Source organism: Streptomyces sp. E-08 (assembly GCF_049913095.1).
In the GTDB taxonomy this organism is placed as follows: domain Bacteria; phylum Actinomycetota; class Actinomycetes; order Streptomycetales; family Streptomycetaceae; genus Streptomyces.
Window position 1 is genome coordinate 443,895 of record NZ_CP183971.1, and the last position, 25,901, is coordinate 469,795.

The window sequence follows — 25,901 nt, forward strand, 5'->3', positions numbered from 1 at the left end:
CAACGTGCTTGCTTGTGCGGTGGGGGGTGCGGTCAGAGCGCCCGGCGGGCCGAGGCGATCGCCTCGGGGTCCCAGCCGGGGCGGGGCACGGACTCCAGCAGGAGCCGTGTGTAGGGGTGCCGGGGTGCCGCGAGGACCTCGGCCGTGGGTCCCGCCTCGACGACACGGCCCCGGCGCATGACGATGACGTCGTCGGTGACGCACCGGACCACGCCGAGGTCGTGGGTGATGAACAGGTAGCCGATCCGGGTCTCCTCGCGGATGTCCGCGAGCAGGTTGAGGATCTGCGCCTGCACGGAGACGTCGAGGGCGGCGACCGCCTCGTCGAGGACGAGGACGGCGGGTTCGACGGCGAGCGCGCGGGCGATGGCGACGCGCTGGCGCTGCCCGCCGGAGAGCTGCCGGGGCCGCGCGTCGGCCGCGCGGGTGCCCAGGCCGACCTGGTCGAGGAGCTCCCGGACGCGCCGGTCGTGGTCGGTGCCGGGGAAGTGCAGGCTCAGGGTCTCGCGCAGGACCTGTTCGACGCTGGTCCGCGGGTCGAGGGAGAGGTACGGGTCCTGGAAGACCATCTGGACCTCGCGCGCCCGCGCCAGGCGGGCGGCCCGGCCGCGGTGCCGAGTGCCGCGGGCCCGTCCCCGTACGAGGACGTCGCCGGAGTCGGCCCGTTCCAGACCGACGACGATCCGGGCGGTGGTGGTCTTGCCGGAGCCGGACTCGCCGACGATGCCCACGGACCCGCCCTCGGGCAGGGCGAAGGACACGTCGTCGACGGCGCGGACGCTCCCGTAGGTGAGGTGGAGACCGACGGCCTCCAGGACGTGCTCAGGCATCGACGGGGCTCCCTTCGAGACGGTCGCTGTGGTGACAGGCGGCCTGGTGGTGCGGTCGGCCGGGTGTGGGCCTCGGCTCGGGGGCCTGCTGGTCGCAGATCTCGGTGGCCAGGTGGCATCGGGCGGCGAACGGGCAGCCGTTGAGCTCCTGCCGGAGGTCCGGGGGCTGGCCGTCGATGGCGGCGAGCCTCCCCGCGGGTGCCTCCAGGCGGGGGGTGGAGGCGAGCAGGGCCGCGGTGTACGGGTGCCGGGGGCGTCCGAAGAGCGTCTCGGCGGGGCCGCTCTCGGCGATCCGTCCGGCGTACATGACGTAGACGCGGTCGCTGATGGCGGCGGCGAGGTCGAGGTCGTGGGTGACGAAGAGCAGGCCGGTGCCGAAGCGGGCGCGGAGTTCGGCCAGGAGGGCGATGACCTCGGCCTGGGTGGTGACGTCGAGCGCGGTGGTGGGCTCGTCGGCGAGGACGAGGGCGGGGTCGCCCATCAGGGCGGCCGCGATCATGACGCGCTGCAGCATGCCGCCGGAGACCTGGCCGGGGTACTTGACGAGGGCGGAGTCGTCGAGGCCGACCGCTCGGAGGAGTTCGCCGGCGCGGGCGGTGGCGTCCGCCCGGCTCATGCTCCCGGTCAGGGTGACGCTCTCGGTGAGGAAGTCGCCGATCCGGCGCAGGGGGTTCAGGGCGGCGCGCGGGTCCTGGAAGATCATGGACACCGTGCCGGTGCGCAGGGCGCGCAGCTGGTCGGCGTCCATGGTGAGCACGTCCTCGCCGCGTACCCGGACGGCGCCTTCGACGACGGCTCCGGGCGGCAGCAGGTTCAGGGCGCTGCGCGAGGTGAGGGTCTTGCCGGAGCCGGACTCGCCGACGAGGGCGACGGTCTCGCCGGCGGCGACGTGGAGGTCGACGCCGTCGAGGACGGGGCGGGCCGTGCCGGGCAGCGTGATGCGCAGCCCTTGGACGTGGAGCGTGTGCGGGGAGGTGTCGGTGGTCATCGGTCTCTCCTGGCGACGCGGTCGGCCCAGCGCTCTCCGACCACGTTGAAGGCGACGACGGTGAGCACGATGAGAACGGAGGGCAGGATCGCGGACAGCGGGTAGCCGTGCTGGATCGCGGTCTGGCCGTCGAAGACCATGCGGCCCCAGTCGGGGGTGAGCGCGGGGACGCCGAGGCCGAGGAAGGACAGGCCGGCGAGGTCCATCAGTGCGTAGCCGAAGTTGATGGTGGACTGGGCGAGGACGACGGGGGCGATGTTGGGCAGGATGTGGCGCAGGCTGATCTGGAGGGCGGAGTGTCCCTGGACCTGGTAGGCGCTGACGTAGGGGCGTTTGCGTTCGGCCAGGACGAGGGAGCGGGTGAGCCGGCTGACGTACGGCAGGTAGGCCACGGAGAGGGCGATGACGGGGGCGAGCAGTCCTTCGCCGTAGATCGAGATGATCAGGATGGCGAGGAGCATGCCGGGGAAGGCGAAGACCAGCTCGGTGCTGCGCGAGAGGACGGAGTCGAGCCAGCCGCCCCGCCAGCCCGCGGCCATGCCGACGGCGACGCCGGCGACGGTGGAGAAGACCACGACGCCGAGGGGCCCGAGGAGTGAGGTGCGGGCGCCGAGGAGCAGCCGGGAGAGGGTGTCGCGGCCTGCGGCGTCGACGCCGAGCAGGTGCTCGGGGGAAGGCCCGGCCAGTGCGTTGCCGAGGTCGACGGCGTTGGGGTCGTACGGCACGAGCCAGGGTGCGAGGAGCGCGGCGGCGGTGACGAGGGCGACGAGGCCGAGGCAGACCAGGTGGAGCGGGGACCGGGCGGTGCGGATCTTCGCGAGGCCGGGCCTGCGGGTCAGGACGGCGGTCATACGGAGGAACTCCTCGATCCGAGGGTGATCCGCGGGTCGACCAGGGGCAGCAGCAGGTCGACGATCAGGTTCACGGTCATGAAGAGAGCGACGATGATCAAGGAGATGGCCTGGACGGTCGGGAAGTCCTTGGTCGTGGTGGAGAGCTCCAGGAGCTGGCCGATGCCGCCGATGCTGAACGCGGTCTCGACGAGGATCGTGCAGACCAGGAGGGTGGAGACGATGAGTCCGCCGGTGGTGAGGACGGTGCCCAGCGAGTTGCGGAACACATGGCGGCGGATGACCTGGCGCTCGGGGACGCCCCGGCTGCGGGCGACCGTGACGTGCTCGCTGTCGAGGGCCTCGACCATGGCGGAGCGGGTGACCCGGGCGAGCATGCCGATCAGGTAGAGCGCGAGGGCGACGGCCGGCAGGGTGAGGTGCCAGACCTGGTCGAGGAGGCCGTCGCCGGATCCGCTGCTGGGGAACCAGCCGAGGTTGACGGCGAAGAGGCCCTGGAGGAGGACGGCCGCGACGAAGGACGGGGTGCCGACGGCGAGCGTGGTGCCGACCAGGATGGCCGAGTCGGTGCCTCCGCCGCGTACGGCGCCGATCCAGCCGAGGGCGAGTCCGACCACCGCGACCACGACCAGGGCCATCGCGACGAGCAGCAGCGTGGTGGGGAGGCGGTCGGCGAGGAGCCTGGAGACGTCGGTGCGGTAGGTGATGGACCGCCCGAAGTCCCCTTGGACGATGTCGCCGAGCCAGCTGAGGTAGCGGACGAAGAACGGGTCGTCGAGGTGGTACTGGGCGTTGATCGCGGCGAGGGCCTCCGGCGAGGCGGAGCGGCCGGAGAGCAGGAAGCCGGCCGGGTTGCCCGGTGCCAGGTACATGGCGCCGAAGACCACGAACGACGCGGCGAGCAGGGTGGCGGCCATCTCCGCCACCCGGCGTACGGCGAATTTCACGAAGTTCACCTGCCGGCCCCCGCGCCCGCCGCACCGACGTCCGCGGCCCACGGGTAGTACATGTACGCGATGGTGGTGGGGGCGCCGGTGATCCTCTTGTTGAGGAAGACGGCGGTGGGCCACTCGGCGACCGGGATCCACGGCAGCTGGTCGGCCACCCGCTTCTGCAGCTCGGCCTCGATCTTCAGGCGCTGGTCCGGCTCGTAGACGGCGGTGGCCTGGTCGACGAGAGCGTCGTAGCCCTTGTCGCTGAAGTCGGCGAAGTTCAGGTAGGCGCCGGTCTTGAAGTTGGTCAGCAGGTCCAGCGGGTCGGTGATCGAGTCGTAGTAGGTGAGCGGGAGCATGTCGATGCCCTCGCGCGCCTCGGGGTCGGTGAAGAGCGCCGTGAAGGCGTTCGGGGCGATCGTCCTGAGGTTGATCTTCAGCCCGATCTGGGTGCCCGCGGCCTGGACGGCGGTGGCGAGGAGGGAGACGTCCTGGCCGATGGAGCTGGTGGCGACGGTCAGGGTCTTGCCCTCGGCGGCCGCCTCCTTGATCAGCGCCTTGGCCTTCTCGATGTCCTGGGCGGCGGGCGGCAGCGAGCCGAACGCGGCCTGCCGGGTCTTCTCCGAGGCGCCGGCCCAGGCCGCCCGGGTGGTGAGGGAGGTGGTGACGGTGCCCGCGCCGCCGAGTCCGGCCTTGACGAACCCGGACCGGTCAAGGGCCAGGGAGAGGGCCTTGCGCACCCGGAGATCGCCGAGCGGGCCGTGCATGGTGGTGATGTTGACGTTGACCGTGCTGAGGCCCTCGCCGAAGTACAGGGTGCCGAGGCCGCTGTCGCGCAGCCGGCCGTAGCTCTCGGTGGGGATGAGGTAACCGCCGTCGACCTCGCCGCTGAGCATGGCGTTGGTACGGGCCGAGGGGTCGGTCAGGACGCGGAAGACGGCCTTCTCGGCCTTGGCCCTGGTGCCCCAGTAGCCGTCGAAGCGTTCGAGTTCGATGGACTGGCCCTTGCTCCACCTGCCGAGCTTGAACGGTCCGGTGCAGGCGAGGTCGCCGGTGGTGCCGTAGTTCTTGCCCGCCGCCTCGACGCCCGCCTTGGAGGCGACGACGCCCGCGGCGGTCGCCATGTACTGGGGGAACTGGGAGTCGGGCTTCTTGAGCCTGACCGTCACCTGGAGCGGGCCGGTCTTCGCTATGGAGGCGACGTTCTGGAAGTTCTGGGCCCAGGCGGCGGCGTTGTCCGGGTCGCGCTGCCGGCCGAGGCTGTAGACCACGTCGTCGGCGCTCATCACCTTGCCGTCGTGGAAGCGGACGCCGGCGCGCAGGTCGTAGACCCAGGTGGTGGGGTCCGGGTTCGACGCCTTGCGGGCGAGGCCGGGCTCCAGGGTGAGGCCGGGCGTCCAGCGCATCAGGCTCTCGCACACGTTGGAGAGGACCGTGTTCTGCGGGTAGTCGAACGCGACGGTGTAGTCGAGGGTGGGCGGCTCGGCGTAGAGGGCCCAGGTGAAGGAGTCGATCTCTCCGCGGGCCGGCGGCGTGGAGGCGGAGAGCTCGGCCTCGGAGCCGCCGATGCCGGCGTCCTTCGGCGGGCCGGAGCAGGCCGCGAGGGCCACGAGGGAGGTCAGGGCGACCGTCGTCACGGCGATCCGTCCGCGCCTGCCGCGCGGGCGTCCGCTGCCGGGAGGCAGGGGTGTGGTCATCGTCGCGCTCTCTTTCCGTGAGGGGTGCGGGGGCCGGAGGGCAGAGGGAGCTGCCCTCCGGGAGCGGTCCGTTCTCGGTCAGGCGGTGGCGGGCACGGCGGGGACCTGCTGCGTGATGCAGTGGACCCCGCCGCCGCCGTAGGCGATCGCGGGCGCCCGTACCCCGACGACCTCGCGGCCGGGGTACGCCGCGGCGATGACGGCGAGCGCGTCGTCGTCCTGGGGTACGCCGGCCACCGGGACCACGACGCCGCCGTTGGCCACGTAGTAGTTCAGGTACGACACCTCGACCCGGCCGCCGGCGATGTCGGCGTACGCGGTCTGCGGGACGTCGACGATCTCGAACGGCCGGCCGTGGGCGTCGGTCGTGGCCTCCAGCACCGCGCGGTTGGCCCGCATCCGGGCGTAGTCGGGGTGCGCGGGGTCGTCGGGCAGGGAGACGACGACCTTGCCCGGAGCGGCGAAGGCGCAGACGCCGTCGACGTGCCCGTCGGTCTCGGTGTCCAGGAGACCGCCGTACGGAAGCCAGACCACCTTGTCGACGCCGAGCTGGGATTTCAGTTCCGTCTCGATCTCGTCGCGGTTCATGCCGGGGTTCCGGTTGGGGTGGAGCAGGCACTGCTCGGTGGTGATCAGGGTGCCTTCGCCGTCGACGGTGATGGCCCCGCCCTCCAGGATCATGTCGGAGGCGATGCGCTCGACGCCCAGGTGCTCCAGGAGGAGGCCGCTGATCCGGTCGTCGGAGTCGTACGGGCTGTGCTTGCGGCCCCAGGCGTTGAAGCGGAAGTCGACTCCGGCGCGGTGGCCGTCGCCGTCGAGCACGAAGAGCGGGGCGGAGTCGCGGAACCAGGAGTCGTCCTGCGCCAGCTCCACCACGGTGATCTTCTCGCCGCACCTCTTGCGGGCGTCGTCGCCGTGGCCGGGCGGCGCGACCATGGTCACGGGCTCGAAGGCGGCGATGGCGCGGGCGACGTTCGCGTACTCCTCCTTGACGTCGTCGAGCACGCCGCCCCACAGGTCCTCCCGTACGGGCCAGGCCATCAGGCACCCCTCGTGCGCGGACCACTCGGCAGGCATACGGAATGCAGTCATCACGGGTCTCTCTTCGTTTCGCCAGAAGTACCCGTCGGCGGCGGCCGGCTCAGCCTGGCGGTCGTACAGGACGGGTACGCGGTGTGAACAGCATCCTCCTCTCGACTGAAAATTCAGTCAAGAGGAGGGGCATGGGTTTTGAAAGTTCAGTCAGCCGGGCCGGGGCCCGGTCGGCCGACCGGGGTCAGAGGAAGTGCCGACCGGGTCAGAGGAAGTACAGCCGGCTCAGCGAGACCTGCTGCGCCGGCTCCGAACGCATCGGATCGCCGTCGAGGGTCACGAGCCCGCTGCGCGGATCGACGTCCACCTGACCGAGGCGCGCGTTGTGCAGCATGTCGGCCGGGCCGATGCCGCGCGTGCCCCGGACGGCCACCCTACGGCGGCGCGTCCTCATCGTGTCGGAGCCGAGGTCGACGGCGGCCTGTGCGACGAACGCGACGGAGAGCTCCGCCGGAGCGGCACCGTGGGCACCGAACAGCGGGCCAAGGACCAGGGGCTCGCAGGTGTCGGTGGCAGCGTTCGGATCGCCCGTGACGCCGTAGGCCGGGAATCCGGCCTTGAGGACCATCTGCGGCTTGGCCCCGAAGAAGGGCGGCCGCCACAGCACGATGTCGGCGAGCTTGCCGACCTCGATCGAGCCGACCTCGTGCGCGAGGCCGTGGGCGATCGCCGGGTTGATGGTGAGCTTGGCGATGTAGCGGAGCACGCGCGCGTTGTCGTCCCGGGCGCCGTCGCCCTCCAGGGGCCCGAGCTCGGCCTTCATCTTCCCGGCCATCGCGAACGTGCGCCGGACCGTCTCCCCGGCACGGCCCATGCCCTGCGCGTCGGAGGAGGTGATCCCGATCGCGCCGAGGTCGTGCAGGACGTCCTCCGCGCCCATCGTCCCGGCCCGGATCCGGTCGCGCGCCATGGCGGCGTCGCCCGGGAGGTCGGTCTTGAGCGCGTGGACGGAGACGATCATCCCGTAGTGCTCGGCGATGGCGTCCCTCCCGAACGGGAGGGTCGGATTCGTCGAGGAGCCGATGACGTTCGGCACGCCCGCCATCTTCAGGACGTTGGGCACGTGTCCGCCGCCGCAGCCCTCGATGTGGAAGGCGTGGATCGTACGGCCTTCAAGGACCCGGAGGGTGTCCTCCACCGACAGGCACTCGTTCAGGCCGTCGCTGTGCAGCGCCACCTGGACGTCGTGCTCCTCGGCGACCCGCAGGGCGGTGTCCAGGGCCCGCGTGTGGGCGCCCATGTCCTCGTGGACCTTGAAGCCCGACGCCCCGCCCTCGGCCAGCGCCTCCACCAGCGGCGCCGGGTCGGAGGCGGACCCCCGGGCCAGGAAGCCGATGTTGACCGGCCACGCGTCGAAGGCGTTGAAGGCGTGCTTCAGGGCCCAGGGCGAGTTGACGCCGACACCCCAGCTCGGCCCGATCTCCTGGCCGATGATCGTGGTGACGCCGCTCGCGAGCGAGGCCTCCATGATCCGCGGGGAGAGCAGGTGGACATGGGTGTCGATGGCCCCGGCGGTGGCGATCAGGCCCTCGCCCGGGATCATCGTGGTGCCGGTGCCGACGACGACGTCGACGCCGTCGAGGGTGTCGGGGTTGCCGGCCCGCCCGACGGCGTGGATGCGGCCCTCGCGGATGCCGATCGACACCTTGCGGATGCCGAGCACCGCGTCGATCACCAGGACGTTGGTGATCACGACGTCGCAGGTCTCGCGGACGGCCGCGGCCTTGAGGTGCATGCCGTCACGGGCGGTCTTGCCGAAGCCGGCGAGGAACTCGTCGCCGTACGCCTGCGAGTCCGACTCCACCCGTACGACGAGACCGGAGTCCCCGAGCCGGACCCGGTCACCGGCGCGGGGGCCGTGCACGGTGGCGTACTCGTGCGGGTCGATGTGCCGACTGTCGCCGGGCGCGCAGTGGTCGCTGTGTCTGGTGGGCCTGCTCATCGCTCCGCCCCTTCCGCTCCGGGGTAGCCGCAGGAGGCGGCGCGCTTCAGTGCCTCGGCCCTCGCGCCGGGCGCGTCCAGCGGCCCGTCGACCAGGCCGGCGAAGCCGATGGCGATCCGGTCTCCGCCCATCGGGACGAGCCCGACCTCGACGACGGCGCCCGGGTCGAACCGGGTGGACGACCCGGCCGGGGCGGCGAGCCGCATGCCGTAGGAGGCGGTCCGGTCGAAGTCGAGGCGCGGGTTCGCCTCGAAGAAGTGGAAGTGGGAGGTCACGCTGACCGGGACGGCGGCGGTGTTGTGGACCCGGAGGGTCGTCACCGGCGCCGGCTCCGGCAGGGTGTCCGTGTGGGGCAGGACGGCCCCGGGGGCGCCGTCGTCGTGCTCCACGTCGCCGAAGGGGGCACTGATGACGGCCAGCCGGGTACCGTCGTCGAACACCGCCTCGACCTGGATCTCCGTCACGACGTCGGTGACGCCGGGAAGCACGTCGTCGGGTCCGAGGACGCCGCGCCCCCGGTCGAGTGCCTCGGCCAGGTGGAGGCCGTCGCGCGCGGCCTCGCACACCGTGTCGGCGATCAGCGCGGTCGCCTCCGGCACATTGAGCCGCAGACCGCGCTCCAGGCGCGTCCGCGCGAGCTGGGCCGCGGTGAAGAGCAGCAGCCGGTCCCGCTCGGTGGGCGTCAGAGGCATGTCGCCCCCTGACGGACGGGTCTGTTCGCACGCATGAAGTCCCTTCCTTTCTCCGGAACGCCGGAAGTGGGTATGCGGCTCACTGTGGCACTGACTGAAATGTCAGTCAAGACCGAGGGTGTGACCTCAGGCCGAGCGCAGCGCGTCCGTCGGCGACGCCCGCACCGAGCGCAGGGCCTGGTGGATGCCCGCGACGGCCGCGACCAGGACGGACCGGGCGACCGCGGCGAGGGAGAGGACGAGGCCGGTCGAAGTCGACGTGTCCGTCATGGATGCCGATGCGCCGGGGGAAGGAGGCGGCGAGATCGCGGTCGTGCGTGGTGGCGACGACGGTGGTGCCGCCGTCGTCGAGGGCGCGCAGCAGGTCGACGACGGGGCAAGGGCCTGGGGCCGGGACTCGCCGTGGTGCGCGCGATCACCGTCACCCATGGCGGCGAGCTGACCGCGACGCCGCGCCCGCACGGCGGCCTCGCCGTGCGGGTCGAGCTGCCGTGGGCGCCCTGGGGACGCTTGTCGATCACGCCGTGAGCCCGGCCTGATCGACAGGACGCCCTACGACAGGCCCTAGCGGCCGAGCCGGTCGATCTCGGCGGCGATGGCGTCGCTCATCAGGGTCCGGGCGTGGGCGATCTGGAGCGTTCCGCTGAGCCAGCGCATGCTCAGGCCCTCCAGGAGCGCGGTGAGCCGTTCGGCGGAGGCCGTGAGGGCGACGGCCGTCGCCATCGGACGGACCTGGCCGAGCAGCGCCGCCACCTCCTGGACCCAGACCAGGGTGGCGCGCGCCAGGTCTTCGCGCAGGAGGTCGTCGAAGACGGCGCTCGCCCTCAACTCGCCCCAGGCGCTGCTGTTCTCCCTGACCTCGGTCGAGTCCTGGAGTTCGAGGAGGAGCGTCTGGTCCAGTTCCTCGCGCGGGCTGAGCGGTTCGGCGTCAGGGTCACGGTGGGTGGTGTAGCGCTCGGCGCGGTCGTTGATGAACTCCAGCGTCTTGCTGAGGATCCCGGCGCGGTCCTTGAAGTGGTAGTAGATCAGCGCCGTGGACACGCCCGCCTCGGCCGCGAGTTCCTCCACGCGCAGGCCGCGGACCCCGCGCCGGGCGATCACCCGGGCGGCGGCTTCCAGGATCTGAGTGCTGCGAGACGCCATGGCCCGAACCTTACCGGGCGCTCACCGGCGGGGGATCACTGACCTGATCACCGGCGGGTGCGCCGCCGGGGGACGGCCGATCCGGGGCGCGGGCACCTTTCGTTGCGTCGGCCGGGCCGACCGACACGAGTGATCAGCGCGAGGTCGGCCACCCACGGAAACGTCCGGCGCCGCATACCACTCTCCCAGCAGGGCCGGCCGGCGCCGAGGGGCGGCGACCGGCGCGTCGTTCGGTGTCGGCCGGTCAGAGGACCGGGGGGACGGCCGGCTGCGACTGCGTGGCGCAGTGGATGCCGCCACCGCCGCTCGCGATGTTGTCGATGTTCAGCTGGACGACGGTCCGGCCGGGGTAGGCGGCCTGGAGGATCGCGTAGGCCGCGGCGTCCGCGTCGGCGTGGCCGAACTGGGGCACGAGGACGGCCCCGTTCGTCGTGTAGTAGTTGGTGTAGCTGGACAGGAAGGCGCTGCCCATGTCCTTGCCGCGGATGCGCTCGCGGTCGGGGCCGGGGAGCTCGGTGATGTTCAGGCGGCGGCCCTGCGCGTCGGTCGCGCCCTGCAGGATCTGCTTGGTCTCGTTGTAGACGGCGACCCACTTGCTGTCGGTGCGGGGCCCCGGCTGGTCCAGGATGATCTGGCCCGGTCCGACGAAGCGGGCCAGACAGTCGATGTGGCAGTCGGTGATGTCCTGGCCGGCGAGGCCCGGCACCCAGATCACCTTGTCGATGCCGAGCGCCTCCTTCATGGCCTGCTCGACCTGGCCCTGGCTCATGCCCGGGTTGCGGTTGTCGTTGACGAGCGAGCTGACCGTGGCGAGCACGGTGCCCTGACCGTCGGTCTCCAGCGAACCGCCCTCGCCGACGAATCCGGCCCGCGCCCGGGGGACGCCGTACTGTTCGAGGAGGGTGGCGGCCGCGGCGGCGTCGTTCGCGTAGGGCTGTGCGTACGTGGTGCCGGTCTTGCCCCAGCCGTTGAAGTTGGTGTCGACGCCCGCGACGGCGCCCGGGGCGACCACGAAGGTGGGGCCGAAGTCCCGGATCCAGAGGTCGTCGTTGGCCATCTCGACGACGTCGATCCCGTAGGCGGCGCCGGCTCCGCAGGCGTAGCGGGCGTCCGCGGCCTGTCCGGGGCGGGCGAGCACCACGACCGGCTCGTAGCGGGAGATCGCGTCGGCCACGCGTGCGATGTCCCGTCGGACGCCGTCGAGCTGCGTGCGCCAGATGGAGGACAGCGCGGGCCAGGCCATGAAGGTCCGGACGTGGTGGTCGGTCTCCGCGGGCATCCGCAGCGTGGCGCCTGAGGGGCTGGTGGCGGCACGGGCGACGGTGGGCAGTGCCGACCCGAGGACCGCGAGCGGCAGGGCCGCCGCGCCGATCTTGAGCAGTCGGCGTCGGGACGTCGTGGGGGTGTCCGTGGGGGCGTCCATGGGACTCCTGCCTGAAGGGAGGGAGGCGGGTGTTCCAGGCATGATGCCGCAGACTGAAAATTCAGTCAATGATCAGAGTTCATAACTAAATTTTCAGTCAATATGTGACACTGATGGTTCAGACCACACACGAGGGGGACCACGTGGCGACGGACCGCCGAAACGCCATCCTGGAAGCCGCCGCGCGCGTCATCGCGCGGCGAGGGGTCCGCGGGCTGCGCATGGAAGAGCTCGCGACCGAGGCCGGGGTGTCGACCGCACTGCTGTACTACCACTTCAAGGACCGCGCCGGCATCCTGCGCCACACCCTGGAGTTCATCAGCGACCGGGCCGACCGGTACACCTCCGACGGAGACGGCGCCGACGGACCCTCCGACGCCCGGACGGAGCTGGAGAGAACGCTGCTCCTGGAGTTCCAGGACGTCCCCGAGGTGCGCGAGAACAGCACGGCCTGGGGCGAGTTGCGTGCCAGCGCGATCTTCGAACCCGAGCTGCGCGGAGATCTGGCCAGGGCCACCCTCGCCTGGATCCACGATGTCGCGGACCTGCTGAGCGGCGTCCGGCCGATGGCGCCCGCCCCGACGCTCACGGCGTCGGCGGAGCGGCTCACCGGCCTCCTGGAAGGACTCAGCACCCGCTGGCTCAGCGGCGCGCTCCCCCTGGCCCACGCCCGCGAGCTGGTCCGGGAGGCGATCTCCGTCGAGGTCGAGCGACTGAACCACTGAGGACGGGAACCACTGAGGGCGGGAACCACCGCGGGCGCGAACCACCGCGGGCCGGAAGTACTTCGGGCACGAACCGCTGCGAGCCGGAAGCACCACGGGGGAACCACGAAAGGCGCCCACTTCCCGCCAAGCTTGACTGGATTTTCAGTCAATGTCAGAGTGGTGACACGCCCTGCGGGCTCACCCAGGCGGTGCCGTCGGTTCAGCCGGTCGCGCATGCACCCTGTGAGTCCCGCGCGGTGCCCCCACACGATCGGAGACCCCGATGTCCCTCCCCCGTCCCTCCCGCCGCCTGGGCGCCGAGTGGGAGAGCCACGCCCGCACCTTCATGTCGTGGCCCGCGCTGGAGTCCGTCTGGGAGGAGGACCTCCGCTCCGTACGGAAGGACATCGCGAGTCTCGCCCGGACCGTCGCGGAGTACGAGTACGTCGTGATGATGGCCCGGCCCGACCAGCTCGCGGCGGCGCAGCGGGCGTGCGGCTCCGAGGTCGAGGTCATCCCCCTGGCGGTCGACGATCTGTGGGCCCGCGACACCGTTCCCGTCTTCGTCGAGGAGGACGGGCGCGTCCTCGGGGTCGACTTCAACTTCAACGGCTGGGGCGCCAAACAGGTGCACGACAACGACGCCCTGGTCGGGCGGAGTCTCCTCCCGGCGTACGGGACACCGTGGATCCAGGCCCCGCTCGTCGCCGAGGGAGGCTCCTTCGAGACCGACGGCGAGGGCACCCTCCTCGTCACCGAGAGCTCGATCGTCAACGACAACCGCAACCCGGGCCGCAGCCGCGACCGGATCGAGACCGAGCTCAAGGCCCTCCTGGGCGTGGAGAAGGTGATCTGGCTGCGGGGCGTACGCGGTGAGGACATCACCGACGCGCACGTCGACAGCCTCGTGCGGTTCGCCGCTCCCGGGGTGATCCTCCTGGACCGGGCCTTCCCCGGGATGCCCGCCGATTCCTGGTCGCATTCCTCGGACGAGGCCCTGTCCGTACTGAGCGGGACGACCGACGCACGCGGGCGCGCCTTCGAGGTCATCGACCTCCCGCAGCCCGATCCCGACCGGATCCGGGGCTACGACGACGACTTCCTGTCGACCTACGCGAACTTCTACATCGGCAACGACGCCGTGTTCGTTCCCCGGTTCGGCGACCGCAGGGCCGACGACCGGGCGCGGGGAATCCTTCAGGAGCTCTTCCCCCGGCGCGACATCGTCCAGGTGAGGATCGACACCCTCGCCACCGGAGGCGGCGGTATCCACTGCGCCACCCACGACCAGCCCGGCCGGCCGGTCGACTGACCGCACCACGAACCCAGGAGCCTCCGTGCCCGACCCCCGACGCCGCACACCCAGCCGGGGCAGAGTCCTCCCCGCCGTACTGGCCGGCCTCGCGATCCTGGCGGCCATCGTCCTCGGGACGTGGCTCCAGTTCGGCGAACGCCAGGCCCTGGACACCGTCTACACCACGGGGACTTCGGCGCCCGACCGGGTGGACGTCGACGCCTCGGTCCAACGCGTCGACGCCGCCGGCCGGGAGCTGATCCTGCGCGTCCTGGTCACCCCCCGCGGGGAGCTGGCCGAGGCCGGCGGGGTCTCGCCCACCGAGGACCTCACGCTCCAGACGCCCACCTCAACCCGGGGCGACCTGTCGTTCAAGGCGCACAGCCGCATCGCGACGATGGACCTGCCCGTCACTCTGACGGGCGGCTCCATCACGGACTATCCCTTCGACGCGTACGACGCCGCCGTCGAGTTCAGCGCCACCCAGGGCGGCGAGAAGGTTCCCGTCCGGATGACGCTGTCCAACAGCGACGCCCTCTTCGCCGCGGACGTGGACGCCTCGGACGACATGGGGACGGCGGTCTTCGACGTCGGTCTGGCGCGCTCCCGCAGCGTGCTCGTCTTCGCCGTCTTCATGATGACCGCCATGTGGGCCCTCGCCGTCTCGGTGCTCACCGGCACCTGGTTCCTCGTCACCCGCCGCAAGGGACTGACCTGGCCGGCCCTCGGCTGGATGGCCGCCACGCTCTTCGCGCTCGCCGCCTTCCGCAACGCGGCCCCGGGTTCGCCGCCGATCGGCAGCCTCATGGACTACCTCGCCTTCCTCTGGGCCGAGACCGTCATCGCCTTCTGCCTCGTCACCGTGGTCGTGACGGGCTTCAGGGCCGAGCGCGCGTCGTCGGGCACCGACTAGCCGCCGTTCCGCGGCGGGGCCGGTCGTGCGGCGCGGCTCACCAGGTGCGGTCGAGCACGTGCGTGAACAGCGCGTCCAGTTCCCGGGCGGCGGCGCGCGTCAGCGGTGTCTCGCGCAGCGCGCGGTGGGCGAGGTCCCGTTGGCGGAGCGCCTCCTCACGGGTCGCGGTCCGCCCGCCGGCCTCCTCCACCAGCATCGCCGCGAGTGCGGCGGCCTCACCGTCGATCGGCAGGGCGGAGCCGAGCAGCGCCTCCAGTTCCCGCGCGGCCCTGCCTCCGCCGGCCAGTGCGGCGAGGACCGGGTACGTCTTCTTGCCCCGGCGCAGGTCGGCGTGGACGGGCTTGCCGGTCACCGCCGGGTCGCCCCAGATGCCCAGGACGTCGTCGACGGCCTGGAAGGCGAGGCCGAGGTGGCGTCCGGCGCGATCGAGCGCGCCCACGGTCGCCTCCGGGGCGCCGCCGAGGACCGCGCCGAGCGCGATCGCGCAGCCCAGCAGGGCTCCGGTCTTGTGGGCGGCCATCGACCGGTACTCCTCCGGCGCGACCGCGCCGGGTCCCGACCAGGGACGGTGCTCGAAGCGCAGGTCCTCCGCCTGGCCCGACACCAGCGTGTTCAGGGTCGCGGAGAGGCACCGGACCGCGGCGGCGGCGTGGCCGCCCCCGGCCTCGGCCAGGGTCCCCACGGCCTGGGCGAGGAGAGCGTCGCCGGCCAGGACGGCCGGGCCCGTGCCGTACGCCTTCCAGACGGCGGGTCGCTGCCGGCGCAGGGCGTCGGCGTCCATGATGTCGTCGTGGAGCAGGGAGAAGGTGTGCACGAGTTCGACGGCCACGGCTCCCGGGACGGCGTCGGCTCCGTCGGCACCGACGGATTCCGCGCCGAGCACGGCGAGTGCCTGGCGCACTCCCTTGCCCTCGGATCCGGCGGGGTCCGGGCGCCCCGACGCATCGGTCCAGCCCAGCGCGTACGCGGCCATCTCCCCGGTCCAGGGGTGGAGCCGGCCCACCGCCTCGACCAGGGCGGGCCGGACGAGTACGCGGCAGCGCTCCAGGACACCGGCCGCCGGTGCCGCGTGACCGGGAGGGGTACGCGGCGCGGCGGGGGCCGTGCCCCCGGGCGAGGCGACGGGCGGGCGGACCGGCGAGGTGTGCGTGGGGAGGACGGCACTCACCGCGACCCCTCCCCCGCGACGGCCCGAAGCCCGTCGGCGTGGGGCGCGCGCGGCGCCTCCACGTCCGCCGCACGCAGCGCCTCCACGTCCGCCGCACGCAACGCCTCCACGTCCGCCGCACGCAGGGCCTCCGCGCCCCCCGCCGGCAGTACGGGGTCGGCCGGCTCCCTTCCGCGGCCTCCGGCGTGGTCGGGCAGCTGTCCGACCTGCAGTTCGGCCGCGGCCTTGTCCACCATGTCCCGGGCGTGGCGCAACCCGATGCGGTCGAGCGTCGAGCGCAGGGCGGCAAGGTCCGCGGCCGTGTGCGCGGCGTCGCGGCCCAGTCGGGCCTCGGACTTCACCAGGCCCAGCCTCGACAGCGCCGTCCCGCGCGGCTCGTCCATCTCGCGGAACTCCTCCAGGGCCCGCGCGTAGAGCTCACGCGCCTCCTCGTACCGCCCGGCGCGGTACAGCACGTTGCCGCGCATCTTGTGGTTGTAGGCGAGCGCGCTCGAAAGACCGATCGCCCGGCAGGCGTCCTCCGCCTGCGAGAGCAGCGTCAGTGCGCGCTCCACGTCCCCGTCCCGTACGGACACGACGTCGGCGATGCCCCGCAGGGCCCACGCCCAGCCGCGCCGGTCCTCGGCGCGCGACGCGGTCTCCGCCGCCTCCTCGAACAGGGTCAGGGCCTCGTCGTAGCGGCCGGTGTTGCGGTGCATCTGGGCTATGCCCTCCAGCGCCCACACCGTGTGCCGGGCCTCGCCGCGGCGGCGGGCCTCGGTCAGCAGCTGTTCGTGCAGCCTGCCGACGGCCTCGTAGTCGCCCTGGATGCGCCCCGTCTCGGCGAGGCCCGCCAGCGAGTAGCCCCGCGCGACGACGTCCCCGCCCCGCTCGCCCGCGTCGGCCGCGAGCTTCAGCAACCGGTACGCCAGCCTCAGTTCGCCGCGCTGCCGGGCCAGCGTGCCGCCGCTCCACAGCGCCCACGCCATCGCCCCTTCGTGGCCGGCCTCGCGCGCCGCCCGATGGCTCGTCTTCCAGGCCCGGTCGGCCTCCGCGATCCGGCCGAGCCTGCGGCACGCCTCCGCCACGGCGAGTGCGCAGCGCGCGACCTCCCGCAGGTCCCCCGAGCGCTCGGCCTCCCTGAGCCCTTCCCTTCCCCGGGCGAGTACGTCGGGCAGGGAGGAGTTCACCGACATCGACCCCAGGGTGCCCTGGTACTCCGGCGCGGACGCCCTCGCCGTCCGCTCGCTCACCTGACCTGCCATCAGAACCTCCTCATGTCGACTCGACGATCAAGCCGACGCGGGGATCAAGACGTCGAGCACGCGCGCGGGTTCCGCCTCGGCCGCAATGTCCGTCTGCGTGGGGGCTCCGTGTCCTCCTCAAGTGCTACGCGGCCGCCGAAGGGTCCTCACCGAGACGGATGCGAACGCCCGCTCGTACAGTGAACGTCTCGGCGAGCGACTCCAGCCGCCCGTGGGAGCACGCGTCGTCGTGATCAAGCCGATCCGGGGGCGCGGAGCATGCCCCGGCGGGCGGCGGGGCACCGATGCCCGCGTGGCTCTCACAGACGACACACAGCGATTCGCCGCCCTGTCGGTGCGGCTGACCGGTTTCGACGCGGCGGACCTGGCGGCCACCGGGCTCGTCGAGGTGTACCGGGACGTGGCCGCGGAGGAGCTCGGTGCGCAACGGTACGAGCTGCTGCTGCGCGAGTTCGGGGACCCGCTCGCGCCGGGGGCGGCCGAGGACGCCCCCGGCGGCGAGCTGAGCGCGGGGGCCCGTGCCGTCACGTACCTCTGGTACACCGGGAGTTGGCCGGGTCCGCCGCCGAGGCTGGTGTCCCCGCGCGCGTACGCGGAGGGGCTCGTGTGGAAGGCGGCCGGTGTCACGGCTCCCGCCGCCGCGCCCGGAGGGTACGGGAGCTGGGCGGAGGGGAGCGGGCGATGACGCGGTACGACGTGATCGTCGTGGGTGCGGGAGTCGCCGGCTCGCTCGTCGCGCACCGGCTGGGACGGCAGGGCCGACGCGTGCTCGTCCTGGAGGCGGGCGCGACGGCCCGGGGCGGCCGGGACGAGGCCGCCGACCCTCTCACCGCGTACCTGACGGCCGCCGGCAGACTGCCGGGCTCCCCCGACCGGCCCCACCCGGCCGCCGCGTCGCCCGGGATGGCGGACCTCGCGGGCACGGACGGGACGCCCGGCTTCCGGGCGGCGGGCCATCTGCGCCAGGACGGGCCGCTCCCGTACGCCAGCGGGTACGTCCGCGCCAACGGCGGCACCGGCACCGTCTGGACCGGTCTCGCGCCCCGGATGCTGCCGGAGGACTTCGACACCGAGCCCTTCGGATACGGGCGGCGGTGGCCGCTCACCTACGACGACCTGGAGCCCCACTACCGGTCGGCCGAGGAGCACCTGGGTGTGGCCGCCGACGCCGAAGAGCAGCGCGCGCACCTCGGTCTGCGCTTCCCCGACGGTTACGCGTACCCGATGCGGCCCCTGCCCGCCGCACGCCTGGACCGCTTCCTCGCGGCGCGTCTCGACGGGCGGCGGGTGGAGGATCCCGTCGCCCTGCGCGAGGTGGAGCTGAGGGTGATCGGCACGCCGCACGCGCGCAACGGCGTCCCCGATCCCCGGTACGACGGCGGTCGCGGCTACGTTCCCCGCGGGCGGGACGGACGGCCGGACCCGGACAGCCGGTGCGTGGGCAGCGCGAGCTGCATCCCGCACTGCCCTTCGTACGCGAAGTACACCCCGCTCAAGACCCAGGGCTGGTGGGGCGGTTCGGTCACGCTCCGGGACCGGTCCGTGGTGAGCCGGGTCCTCGTGGACGGGCGGGGGCGCGCGACGGGCGTGGAGTACCGGTCGTACGACGGCGCGGTGTCCGTGGCGCGCGCCGATGTCGTGGTGCTCGCCGCGCACGCGGTGGAGAACGCGCGGCTGCTGCTCCTGTCCGGGCTCGCCGATCGCAGCGGCCAGGTCGGCCGCAATCTGATGGACCATCCCGTCCTGCTGACCTGGGGGCTGCTGCCCGAGGGCCAGGACGCCGGCGTGTACCGGGGGCCCGGCTCCGTCTCCGGCTTCGAGGGCTTCCGGTCCGGCCCGGCACGGAAGATGCGGGCACCGTTCCGCGTCGAGTTCGGGACCTGGGGGTGGATCTGGGCGCAGGGTCCCGTCGAGTCGGACGTGGACCACTTCCTCACCGAACGGGGCCTGTCCGGTGTGGAGTTGCGCCGGGCGGTCGGAGACCGGATCCGCCGCCAGTTCGCCCTCCAGTTCGAGATGGAGCAGGGTGCCGACCCCGCGAACCGGGTCTCGCTCCACCCGAGCGAGCGGGACGCTCTGGGGCTGCCCCTGCCGCTCGTCACCTACGACCTCGACGAGCACGTCAAGGAGGGGATGGCCGCGGCCCGGTCCGTCTCGGACCAGCTCTTCGCGCTGCTCGGGGCCGAGGACCACACGGACTACGCGCCGGCGGCGGCCTGGCCCGGACGCTTCGAGCACCGCGGGCGCGCGTACGGCTATCGCGGGGCCGGTCATGCCGCCGGCACCCACATCATGGGCGACTCCCCCGCCACGTCGGTCGTCGACGCCTGGCAGCGCTGCTGGGACCACCCCGGCCTGTACGCGGTCGGCTGCGGCAGCATGCCCTCGGTCGCCACGTCCAACCCGACACTGACGATGGCCGCGCTGGCGCTGCGCAGCGCCGAGCGCGTCGAGGCGGACCTGACGGCCCGCGACCGCCCCGCCCACCTCGCCCCCACCGACCCAGGAGCCCCCGCATGAGCCCCGTTCCCCTGCCGCCCGTGGCAGAGCCCTTCCAGCTCCCGTTCCACTACGGGGCGCTGCACCAGGTCGGTGTGGACTGGCTGGTCGACCCGGAGCCCGTTCACCGGCTCCTCGACAAGTACCACCCGGATCTGACCGCGGCCACGTTCGACGACGGACGAGCGCTGGTCTCCCTCAACTACCAGCTGTACTTCGCGCAGTACGCGTTCGGCGGCGGCGTCACGCAGGAGATCGAGCTCAACGTCATCGCCTTCCCGACGGCGGACGCGCACCGCCTCCCGCGGCTGACCTACGCCGAGTACGCGCGGGGCTGGGACCAGACGAAACTGCTCGGCATCGCCCGCCTCCACGTCGTGTGCGACAACCCGTTCGCGATCAGGGCCGGGCGCGAGCTCTACGCGGAGCCCAAGCACCCGGGGTGGTTCGAGGTCGGCCTGCCGTCGCTCAACGGGCCCGCGGGAGAGACGTGGACCGTACGCTGCAAGGCCGCCGGGGTCGCCCCCGACGACACCCTGGAGAAGGCCCCGGACCCGCTGCTCGACCTCACGGTGAGGCTGGACGGGCTCCCGGCCGTCCCCGCCTGCTCCGCGCCCGTCACCGGCTACGGCACCGACCGCGAGGGGCGCCTGCTCGCCGGCCCGATGAACGTGTACCAGCCCTACGGCTGGTACGACCTGACCGCGCCCGAGCACTCCGGGCGCACCTGCCTGGAGGTGCGCGCCCCGGACGGCGAGCTCGGCCGCGACGTCCGCTCCCTACTCCCGGACGGCACGCCGGCCACCGGCGCCTGGACCTACCAGTCGCCGCCGGTGGCCGCCCACCACCGCCCGTACTATCCGACGGTCGGCCCGCGTTCCTGACGCTCGGCCGGCCTCCTGGCCCTGACTGTGTCGCGCGTCACCTGAACGCGAAAAAGATCACCCCCTTCACCGTGCATCCCTGGAGCCCTGTCGCGCGTCTTCTATGCACCGGGTCCGTGTCCGGACCCGGACGACATCGATTCCAACCAAGGGCAGAACACTTTGCTGACTCCGAAACTCGGCCTGCGCAGCGCCGTGACCGTTTCGCTGACGGCCTCGGCCGTGCTGGCCGGCGGCCTGTTCGCCGGCCAGGCGTACGCCGCGCCGGCCGTCCCGTCGATCACCGCCCCCGGCGGCTTCGTCATGAACAACGGGACGGGTACGACGCTGTTCGGGAAGGCCGCGGACACCCGCCGGTCGACCGGCTCCACCACGAAGATCATGACCGCGAAGGTGGTGCTGTCCCAGCGCAACCTGAACCTCGACGCCAAGGTCACGATCCAGAAGGCCTACAGCGACTACATCGTCTCCAAGAACGCCTCGTCGGCCCGGCTCATCGTCGGCGACAAGGTGACCGTCCGTCAGCTCCTCTACGGCCTGATGCTGCCGTCGGGGTGTGACGCCGCCTACGCGCTGGCCGACAAGTTCGGCACGGGCACCACGCGTGCGGCCCGGGTCAAGTCGTTCATCGGCAAGATGAACGACGAGGCGCGGAAGCTCGGTCTGCGGAACACCCACTTCGACTCGTTCGACGGAATAGGGAGTGGCCAGAACTACTCGACTCCGCGCGACCTGACGAAGATCGCCAGCAGCGCGATGAAGAACGCCACGTTCCGTACCGTCGTCAAGACGAAGTCGACGAAGCAGAAGGTGACCACGAAGACCGGTGGCTACCGGTACATGTCGTGGACCAACACGAACAAGCTCCTGAGCACCTACAGCGGCGCGATCGGCGTGAAGACCGGCTCGGGCCCGCAGGCCAAGTACTGCCTCGTCTTCGCGGCCACCCGCGGCAGCAAGACGGTCATCGGTACGGTGCTCGCCTCGCCGTCCGAGGCGAACAGGGCGACCGACGTCAAGAAGCTGCTGGACTACGGCTTCGCAAGGTAACCCACGACTCTCGGCGCCCGACGGCGCCGGTCAGCCCCCGAGCTGCCTCCCGTTCCGCGGGAGGCAGCTCTCTTCTTCACCCTGCCGCGCGTCAACGCCCCTGGTGCCGACGCCCGTCGAACCGGCGCAGTACGCGCACCACGCGCCATACGGCGGCGCCGGCGGCCAGGACGGCCCCGACGACGAGCAGGCTCCTGCCGGCGGGCCCGGACGTACCGACGGCGAGTGCGGGCACCAGGAACGCACCGAAGACGATCGCGGCCAGGAAGCCCGCCGTCACCAGCGCGAACATGATCTCCACCGTCATCGCGTCCTTCTCCCACCGCGATTCTCGCCCCATGTCCATGCGGAGAGTCTCACACGGCACTCGGCCATTGGGGCGGCCCGCCCGAACGAAGGCGCGTGCAAATCAGGACAAAATCCCCTACGTGGCGTTAGATTCCCGTGTCAGCAGGCGGGTCGATACATCAGAGTGAGCGGGGGCATCGGTGGAGACCGACGAGTACGGGCGGGCCGAGACCTCCTCCGACGGGTCCCCTCCCACGGCCAAGCTGACGCTGCTGACGCTCACCACCATGGTCGTCGGCTCCATGGTCGGGGCGGGCGTCTTCTCCCTGCCGCGCCGGTTCGCCCAGGAGACCGGTGTCGCGGGCGCGCTGATCGCCTGGGCGGTCGCCGGCGTCGGCATGCTGATGCTCGCCTTCGTCTTCCAGACCCTCGCGGTCCGCCGCCCCGACCTGGACGCCGGTGTCTACGCGTACGCCAAGGCCGGCTTCGGCGAGTACCTCGGCTTCTTCTCGGCGTTCGGCTACTGGGCCAGCGCCTGCGTCGGAAACGTCACCTACTGGGTCCTGATCATGTCGACGATCGGCGCCATCGCCCCAGCGCTCGGCGACGGCGACACCGCCCTCGCCATCGTCCTGTCCTCCGTCGGGCTCTGGTGCTTCTTCCTCCTCATCCGCCGGGGAGTCAAGGAGGCCGCCGCGATCAACCGGATCGTGACCGTCGCCAAGATCGTCCCCATCATCGTCTTCATCATCCTGGCGCTCTTCTACCTCGACCCCTCCGTCTTCGCCGACAACTTCGCCGGCGCCGACTACGCGGGCTCGCTGTTCCACCAGGTCCGCGGCACGATGCTCGCCACCGTGTTCGTCTTCCTCGGCGTCGAGGGCGCGAGCGTGTACTCGCGGCACGCCAAGCGCCGGGAGGACGTCGGACGGGCCACGATCCTCGGCTTCCTCAGCGTCTTCGCGATCTTCGCCTCGGTGACCATCGTGTCGTACGGCATCCTGCCGATGGCCGAGATCGCCGAGCTCCGGCAGCCCTCCATGGCGGGCGTGCTGGAGGCCGCCGTCGGCACCTGGGGCAAGGCCTTCGTGAGCGTCGGGCTCATCGTCTCCGTCCTCGGCGCCTACCTCGCCTGGACGCTGATGGCCGCCGAGGTGCTGTTCGTGGCGGCCAAGGACAAGGACATGCCGCGCTTCCTCGGGCGCTCCAGCGGCGACGACGTCCCGGTCCCGGCCCTGCTGATGACGACGTGCCTCAGCCAGGTCGTCCTGGTCGTCACGGCCTTCTCCGACGACGCGTTCAACTTCGCACTCGACCTGACGAGCGCCCTGAGCCTCATCCCCTTCTTCCTGGCCGCCGCGTTCGCCATGAAGATCGCGCTGCGACCGCGGACGGAGCAGGTCGTCGGGCTCTCCACCCGGGGCGAGCTGACCGTCGCCGTGGTCGCCACCCTCTACACCGCGTTCCTCCTCTTCGCGGCCGGGCTCAAGTTCGTCCTCGTCTCCTTCATCCTCTACGCCCCCGCCACCTTCCTGTTCGTCAAGGCCAGGCGGGAGCAGAACCGGCGCCCGTTCTCCCCGGCCGAGGCCGTCATCTGCGCGGTCTCCGTCGTCGGGGCCGTCATCGGCGTGATCGCCCTCGCCGCCGGCTGGATCGAGCTCTGAACCCGTCGGGACACGTGTCCGGCTTCCCTCGGAAAGGTTGACCATGACAGACACCGAGACCCGCTCCTCCGCGTCCCCGCTCGGCGTGCACTCCGAGGTGGGACGGCTGCGCAGGGTCCTGGTCTGCGCTCCCGGCCTGGCACACCGGCGGCTGACCCCGACCAACTCCGACGATCTGCTCTTCGACGACGTGATGTGGGTGGAGAACGCCCAGCGCGATCACGCCGACTTCGTCGACAAACTCACCCAGCGCGGTGTCGAGGTCGTCGAGCTGCACGAGCTGCTCGCCGAGACCATGGCGATCCCCGAGGCGAAAACCTGGCTCCTCGACCGGAAGATCGTGCCCAACGAGGTCGGTCTGGGACTGGTCGACGACACCCGTGCGTTCCTCGACTCCCTCGCCCCGCGGGAGCTGGCCGAGTTCCTCATCGGCGGGCTGTCCACGGCCGACCTGCCCGACGCGTACCGCTCCGGGTACGTGTCCCTCGCCCGGGAAGGCGTCGGGGCGCGCGAGTACCTCATGCCGCCGCTGCCGAACACGCTCTACACCCGCGACACCACCTGCTGGCTGTACGGCGGCGTCACCCTCAACCCGCTGTACTGGCCGGCCCGTCACGGCGAGACCCTGCTGATGAAGGCCGTCTACACGTTCCACCCCGGCTTCAAGGACGCGACCGTCTGGTGGGGCGACCCCGAGCAGGACTGGGGCCAGGCCACCTTCGAGGGCGGCGACATCATGCCGGTCGGCAACGGGGTCGTCCTCATGGGCATGAGCGAGCGCACCTCGCGCCAGGCCATCACCCAGGTCGCCGCCTCCCTCTTCAGGAACGGCGCTGCCGAGCACGTCATCGTGGCGGGGATGCCGAAGCTGCGCGCGGCGATGCATCTCGACACCGTGTTCACCTTCGCCGACCGCGACATCGTCACGCTCTATCCGACCATCATGGACGCCGTCCACACCTTCTCGCTCCGGCCGGGCGACGGGGCGACGGGCGTCCAGATCACCGACGAGGGCAGCACCGCGTTCGTCGACGTCGTCGCCAAGGGCCTCGGTCTGTCCGGGCTCCGGGTGATCGAGACGGGCGGGGACGTCTACGCCTCCGAGCGCCAGCAGTGGGACAGCGGCAACAACGCCGTCGCGCTCGAACCCGGTGTCGTCTTCACGTACGACCGCAACACCCAGACCAACACCCTGCTCCGCAAGGCGGGAGTGGAGGTCATCACCATCGTGGGCGCCGAACTCGGCCGCGGACGCGGGGGCGGCCACTGCATGACCTGCCCGCTGATCCGCGACGCCGTCGACTTCTGAGGCCGCCGCGTCCGTTCCTCCGGACGCCCACTGGCCGCCGGCTCCTCTCTGGAAGCCGGCGGCCCGTGGGCTGCGGTGGACCGTGGCCTTCGGCGGCCCCCGGTCGGCGGTGCGGTCGGGATCAGCCCGAGGTCCCGGGGGTGGGTCCGGCGAGCTGCTCGGCGAGCTCCCGCTCGCTCTCGTCCGACAGGGAGGTCTTGAGGACGGTCCCGCCGAAGGGCTCCAGGGCGGCGGCGAACCGATCCTCGGTGATCTTGGAGGCCATGATCACGACGGCGGCCGAGCCGGGCACCAGCAGGTCGCTGACCTTCTTGCGGAACCCGCTGTCGACCCCCATCTGCATCAGCTTGCCGATGAGACCGCCGAGGGCCGCGCCCAGGACGCCGATGCCCGGGGTGAGGATCAGGATGCCGAAGACCATCCCCCAGAGCGCGCCGGCCGTGGCGGAGACGGCGATCTCCTCCTGCCGGGCGGGGGTGTCCACATGGGTGTCGCCGTCCTCGTCGACCCTGACGACGGCGAGGCCGTTCAGCTCGACGACGTGGTCGGCGCGGAGTTTCTGGACAGCTCTGAAAGCCTTGGTCGCGACCGCGTGGTCGTCGTAGCCGATGACGATGAGCTCGGACATGCGGTGATCCTCTCTCAGTACCTCTGCGCCTTGGTGAGCCTCGGGGTCAGCACCGGCTCGGCAGGCTGTCGGCTGATGACCAGGGGTTGCTTCCGTTCACCGGGCGCGAGGTCCTCGGCGCCGACGAACTGGGTCTCGACGACCTTGCCCGAGGAGTCGAGGAAGTCGACCTGCGCGGCGTAGGAGGCCGTCGCGTCCGTCTTGTTGGTGATGGTGACGACGACGGTGAGCAGGCCGTTCGTGTCGGCCCTCGGCTTGCCGGTCATACCGACCTCGCCCAGGGCGTTCCCTCTGCCCTCGACGTCCTTCAGGGCGTTCTCCGCGGCCTGCCGGGAGCGTTCGATCTCGGCTCCGATCGAGGCCTTGCGCTCGGCCTCCCGAGCCGAGGCCGAGGCCGCCGCGGAGGATGCCGAGGCCTGCGCGGACGCGATCCGCGACTCCGCCGCCGAGGCGACGGAGGAAGGGTGCTCGCCGGAGAACGACGCGGTGTCGGGCGCGGTGGGACGCTCGCTGAACGCGGGTTGTCCGGTGTCGTCCCCGTCGGACCCGCAGGACACGAGGGCGACGGCGCCGAGGGCGGTCGCGACGACCGCCAGGGCGGCACTCGCCGCCCGGGTGCGGACCGGGCGGCTCCCGCGGGGGGATGGGTTGCTCACGGTGCTT

The 25,901-nt window shown here is 72.0% G+C and carries 26 protein-coding genes; 10 read left to right on the plus strand and 16 right to left on the minus strand.

Features of this window, described 5'->3' with window-relative positions; all coding sequences use genetic code 11:
- Nucleotides 1-32: 32 nt before the first annotated feature.
- From ACN9MM_RS02230 to ACN9MM_RS02270, 9 genes are all read right to left on the minus strand, one after another.
- Nucleotides 33-830 (minus strand): ABC transporter ATP-binding protein, encoded by a 798-nt coding sequence (locus ACN9MM_RS02230; RefSeq protein ID WP_426362040.1) that lies wholly within the window; start codon nt 828-830, stop codon nt 33-35.
- Nucleotides 823-1,818: an ABC transporter ATP-binding protein gene (locus ACN9MM_RS02235; protein WP_426362041.1), complete on the minus strand. Its 996-nt coding sequence runs from the start codon at nt 1,816-1,818 to the stop codon at nt 823-825. The genes ACN9MM_RS02230 and ACN9MM_RS02235 overlap by 8 nt, the downstream gene beginning before the upstream one ends.
- Nucleotides 1,815-2,669 (minus strand): ABC transporter permease, encoded by an 855-nt coding sequence (locus ACN9MM_RS02240; RefSeq protein ID WP_376507862.1) that lies wholly within the window; start codon nt 2,667-2,669, stop codon nt 1,815-1,817. The genes ACN9MM_RS02235 and ACN9MM_RS02240 overlap by 4 nt, the downstream gene beginning before the upstream one ends.
- Nucleotides 2,666-3,625 (minus strand): ABC transporter permease, encoded by a 960-nt coding sequence (locus ACN9MM_RS02245; protein ID WP_426362042.1) that lies wholly within the window; start codon nt 3,623-3,625, stop codon nt 2,666-2,668. The genes ACN9MM_RS02240 and ACN9MM_RS02245 overlap by 4 nt, the downstream gene beginning before the upstream one ends.
- Entirely contained in the window at nt 3,622-5,298 is a 1,677-nt protein-coding gene (locus ACN9MM_RS02250; protein WP_426362043.1) for an ABC transporter substrate-binding protein, read from the minus strand. The genes ACN9MM_RS02245 and ACN9MM_RS02250 overlap by 4 nt, the downstream gene beginning before the upstream one ends.
- A 78-nt stretch (nt 5,299-5,376) precedes the next feature.
- The gene (locus ACN9MM_RS02255; RefSeq protein WP_426362044.1) at nt 5,377-6,390 is read right to left on the minus strand and encodes an agmatine deiminase family protein; all 1,014 of its coding nucleotides are present in this window, start codon (nt 6,388-6,390) and stop codon (nt 5,377-5,379) included.
- Nucleotides 6,391-6,595: 205 nt separating this feature from the next.
- Nucleotides 6,596-8,332, minus strand: a complete 1,737-nt coding sequence (locus ACN9MM_RS02260) for an urease subunit alpha (RefSeq protein WP_426362045.1) — start codon at nt 8,330-8,332, stop codon at nt 6,596-6,598.
- Nucleotides 8,329-9,024: an urease subunit gamma gene (gene ureA / locus ACN9MM_RS02265; RefSeq protein ID WP_426362046.1), complete on the minus strand. Its 696-nt coding sequence runs from the start codon at nt 9,022-9,024 to the stop codon at nt 8,329-8,331. The genes ACN9MM_RS02260 and ureA overlap by 4 nt, the downstream gene beginning before the upstream one ends.
- A 126-nt stretch (nt 9,025-9,150) precedes the next feature.
- Nucleotides 9,151-9,294 carry a hypothetical protein gene (locus ACN9MM_RS02270; protein WP_426362047.1) on the minus strand — a complete coding sequence of 48 codons (144 nt, stop codon included), beginning with the start codon at nt 9,292-9,294 and terminating at the stop codon, nt 9,151-9,153.
- 132 nt (nt 9,295-9,426) lie between these two features.
- Here ACN9MM_RS02270 and ACN9MM_RS02275 point away from each other — a divergent pair, with 132 nt between their 5' ends.
- Nucleotides 9,427-9,552: a hypothetical protein gene (locus ACN9MM_RS02275; RefSeq protein ID WP_426362048.1), complete on the plus strand. Its 126-nt coding sequence runs from the start codon at nt 9,427-9,429 to the stop codon at nt 9,550-9,552.
- Between the two features lie 36 nt (nt 9,553-9,588).
- Here ACN9MM_RS02275 and ACN9MM_RS02280 read toward each other — a convergent pair whose 3' ends face one another.
- Entirely contained in the window at nt 9,589-10,167 is a 579-nt protein-coding gene (locus ACN9MM_RS02280) for a TetR/AcrR family transcriptional regulator (protein ID WP_426362049.1), read from the minus strand.
- A gap of 244 nt (nt 10,168-10,411) precedes the next feature.
- Entirely contained in the window at nt 10,412-11,590 is a 1,179-nt protein-coding gene (locus ACN9MM_RS02285) for an agmatine deiminase family protein (RefSeq protein ID WP_426362050.1), read from the minus strand.
- Between the two features lie 113 nt (nt 11,591-11,703).
- On the opposite strand from ACN9MM_RS02285, the gene ACN9MM_RS02290 reads away from it, so the two are divergent.
- The 3 genes from ACN9MM_RS02290 to ACN9MM_RS02300 all read left to right on the plus strand — a co-directional run bounded on the left by ACN9MM_RS02290 (nt 11,704) and on the right by ACN9MM_RS02300 (nt 14,504).
- Complete coding sequence (locus tag ACN9MM_RS02290) at nt 11,704-12,315, plus strand: TetR/AcrR family transcriptional regulator (protein WP_383672203.1); 612 nt, start codon at nt 11,704-11,706, stop codon at nt 12,313-12,315.
- Between the two features lie 265 nt (nt 12,316-12,580).
- Nucleotides 12,581-13,609, plus strand: a complete 1,029-nt coding sequence (locus tag ACN9MM_RS02295) for an agmatine deiminase family protein (RefSeq protein ID WP_426362051.1) — start codon at nt 12,581-12,583, stop codon at nt 13,607-13,609.
- A 25-nt stretch (nt 13,610-13,634) separates the two neighbouring features.
- Nucleotides 13,635-14,504 carry a DUF4436 domain-containing protein gene (locus ACN9MM_RS02300; RefSeq protein WP_426362052.1) on the plus strand — a complete coding sequence of 290 codons (870 nt, stop codon included), beginning with the start codon at nt 13,635-13,637 and terminating at the stop codon, nt 14,502-14,504.
- A 37-nt stretch (nt 14,505-14,541) separates the two neighbouring features.
- Here the strand turns inward: ACN9MM_RS02300 and ACN9MM_RS02305 are convergent, their stop codons facing one another.
- Nucleotides 14,542-15,552: a polyprenyl synthetase family protein gene (locus ACN9MM_RS02305; protein ID WP_426368639.1), complete on the minus strand. Its 1,011-nt coding sequence runs from the start codon at nt 15,550-15,552 to the stop codon at nt 14,542-14,544.
- Nucleotides 15,553-15,668: 116 nt separating this feature from the next.
- Nucleotides 15,669-16,916 carry a tetratricopeptide repeat protein gene (locus tag ACN9MM_RS02310; RefSeq protein ID WP_426362053.1) on the minus strand — a complete coding sequence of 416 codons (1,248 nt, stop codon included), beginning with the start codon at nt 16,914-16,916 and terminating at the stop codon, nt 15,669-15,671.
- 292 nt (nt 16,917-17,208) lie between these two features.
- On the opposite strand from ACN9MM_RS02310, the gene ACN9MM_RS02315 reads away from it, so the two are divergent.
- The 4 genes from ACN9MM_RS02315 to ACN9MM_RS02330 all read left to right on the plus strand — a co-directional run bounded on the left by ACN9MM_RS02315 (nt 17,209) and on the right by ACN9MM_RS02330 (nt 21,349).
- Nucleotides 17,209-17,601, plus strand: coding sequence for a hypothetical protein (locus ACN9MM_RS02315; RefSeq protein ID WP_426362054.1), 393 nt, complete (start codon nt 17,209-17,211; stop codon nt 17,599-17,601).
- Entirely contained in the window at nt 17,598-19,436 is a 1,839-nt protein-coding gene (locus ACN9MM_RS02320; RefSeq protein ID WP_426362055.1) for a GMC family oxidoreductase, read from the plus strand. The genes ACN9MM_RS02315 and ACN9MM_RS02320 overlap by 4 nt, the downstream gene beginning before the upstream one ends.
- Nucleotides 19,433-20,299 carry a hypothetical protein gene (locus ACN9MM_RS02325; protein WP_426362056.1) on the plus strand — a complete coding sequence of 289 codons (867 nt, stop codon included), beginning with the start codon at nt 19,433-19,435 and terminating at the stop codon, nt 20,297-20,299. The genes ACN9MM_RS02320 and ACN9MM_RS02325 overlap by 4 nt, the downstream gene beginning before the upstream one ends.
- Before the next feature lie 183 nt (nt 20,300-20,482).
- A complete protein-coding gene (locus tag ACN9MM_RS02330; protein WP_426368640.1) occupies nt 20,483-21,349 on the plus strand; it encodes a D-alanyl-D-alanine carboxypeptidase family protein in 867 nt (288 codons plus the stop codon).
- A gap of 91 nt (nt 21,350-21,440) precedes the next feature.
- Here ACN9MM_RS02330 and ACN9MM_RS02335 read toward each other — a convergent pair whose 3' ends face one another.
- On the minus strand, nt 21,441-21,695 hold the full coding sequence (locus ACN9MM_RS02335) for a DUF6332 family protein (protein WP_426362057.1): 255 nt from the start codon (nt 21,693-21,695) through the stop codon (nt 21,441-21,443).
- 142 nt (nt 21,696-21,837) lie between these two features.
- Here ACN9MM_RS02335 and ACN9MM_RS02340 point away from each other — a divergent pair, with 142 nt between their 5' ends.
- Both ACN9MM_RS02340 and ACN9MM_RS02345 read left to right on the plus strand, forming a co-directional pair.
- Nucleotides 21,838-23,301, plus strand: a complete 1,464-nt coding sequence (locus tag ACN9MM_RS02340) for a basic amino acid/polyamine antiporter (RefSeq protein WP_426362058.1) — start codon at nt 21,838-21,840, stop codon at nt 23,299-23,301.
- Nucleotides 23,302-23,344: 43 nt separating this feature from the next.
- Nucleotides 23,345-24,610 (plus strand): arginine deiminase, encoded by a 1,266-nt coding sequence (locus ACN9MM_RS02345; protein ID WP_426362059.1) that lies wholly within the window; start codon nt 23,345-23,347, stop codon nt 24,608-24,610.
- A gap of 121 nt (nt 24,611-24,731) precedes the next feature.
- On the opposite strand, the gene ACN9MM_RS02350 is transcribed toward ACN9MM_RS02345, so the two are convergent.
- Both ACN9MM_RS02350 and ACN9MM_RS02355 read right to left on the minus strand, forming a co-directional pair.
- Nucleotides 24,732-25,238, minus strand: a complete 507-nt coding sequence (locus tag ACN9MM_RS02350; RefSeq protein ID WP_426362060.1) for a DUF1269 domain-containing protein — start codon at nt 25,236-25,238, stop codon at nt 24,732-24,734.
- A gap of 14 nt (nt 25,239-25,252) precedes the next feature.
- Nucleotides 25,253-25,894, minus strand: coding sequence for an FxLYD domain-containing protein (locus ACN9MM_RS02355; protein WP_426362061.1), 642 nt, complete (start codon nt 25,892-25,894; stop codon nt 25,253-25,255).
- Nucleotides 25,895-25,901: the final 7 nt, after the last annotated feature.